Source organism: Marisediminitalea alba, from assembly GCF_002993365.1.
Lineage (GTDB): Bacteria > Pseudomonadota > Gammaproteobacteria > Enterobacterales > Alteromonadaceae > Alteromonas > Alteromonas alba.
Window position 1 is genome coordinate 1 of sequence record NZ_PVNP01000031.1, and the last position, 1,504, is coordinate 1,504.

Below are 1,504 nucleotides of genomic sequence, written 5' to 3' on the forward strand. Positions count from 1 at the left end.
AATTAGGAGCCTGGCGGTGTTCTACTCTCACATGGGGAGACCCCACACTACCATCGACGCTAACGTGTTTCACTTCTGAGTTCGGAATGGATTCAGGTGGGACCACGTCGCTATTGCCGCCAGGCAAAGTCGTGCAAAATCGAGTGCTTTTCTCGACTTTTGCGCAAGGAGGACAAACAGTACTCTCAGGTGCCTGTTCATCAGCCTTATTTAAACTTTTAATTGTATTAACAATTCTGGAAAATCTGATACGTATTCAATCACTTGAGTAACATCACTACTCTCTTTGACTTAATTAGTCAGCCATTCCATCAACTTCTAAATGTAAAGCCATTTAGGCGTTGTATGGTTAAGCCTCTCGGGCAATTAGTACAGGTTAGCTTAACGCCTTGCAACGCTTCCACACCCTGCCTATCAACGTCATAGTCTATAACAACCCTTCCAGCACTTACGTGCAGGGATGACTCATCTTGGGGCTCGCTTCCCGCTTAGATGCTTTCAGCGGTTATCGATTCCGAACTTGGCTACCGGGCAATGCCTTTGGCAAAACAACCCGAACACCAGCGGTTCGTCCACTCCGGTCCTCTCGTACTAGGAGCAGCTCCCCTCAATCATCCAACGCCCACACCAGATAGGGACCGAACTGTCTCACGACGTTCTAAACCCAGCTCGCGTACCACTTTAAATGGCGAACAGCCATACCCTTGGGACCGACTTCAGCCCCAGGATGTGATGAGCCGACATCGAGGTGCCAAACACCGCCGTCGATATGAACTCTTGGGCGGTATCAGCCTGTTATCCCCGGAGTACCTTTTATCCGTTGAGCGATGGCCCTTCCATACAGAACCACCGGATCACTATGACCTACTTTCGTACCTGCTCGACGTGTCTGTCTCGCAGTTAAGCTAGCTTATGCCATTGCACTAACCTCACGATGTCCGACCGTGATTAGCTAACCTTCGTGCTCCTCCGTTACTATTTGGGAGGAGACCGCCCCAGTCAAACTACCCACCAGACACTGTCCGCAATCCCGATAAGGGACCTACGTTAGAACATCAAACATACCAGGGTGGTATTTCAAGGACGGCTCCACAGAAACTAGCGTCTCTGCTTCGAAGCCTCCCACCTATCCTACACAAGTAGGTTCAATGTTCAGTGCCAAGCTGTAGTAAAGGTTCACGGGGTCTTTCCGTCTAGGTGCGGGTACACAGCATCTTCACTGCGATTTCAATTTCACTGAGTCTCGGGTAGAGACAGCGTGGCCATGGTTACACCATTCGTGCAGGTCGGAACTTACCCGACAAGGAATTTCGCTACCTTAGGACCGTTATAGTTACGGCCGCCGTTTACCGGGGCTTCGATCAAGAGCTTCGCTTACGCTAACCCCATCAATTAACCTTCCGGCACCGGGCAGGTGTCACACCCTATACGTCCTCTTTCGAGTTTGCAGAGTGCTGTGTTTTTAATAAACAGTCCCAGCCACCTGGTCACTGCGACCCCCGAC

At 50.6% G+C, this 1,504-nt stretch carries 2 rRNA genes; both read right to left on the minus strand.

Annotation, left to right across the window (positions count from 1 at the left end):
* Window positions 1-8: 8 nt before the first annotated feature.
* Window positions 9-124: ribosomal RNA gene (rrf, locus tag C6Y40_RS03910) — 5S ribosomal RNA — on the minus strand.
* Window positions 125-345: 221 nt separating this feature from the next.
* Window positions 346-1,504, minus strand: a 23S ribosomal RNA gene (locus C6Y40_RS03915); the annotation flags it as partial.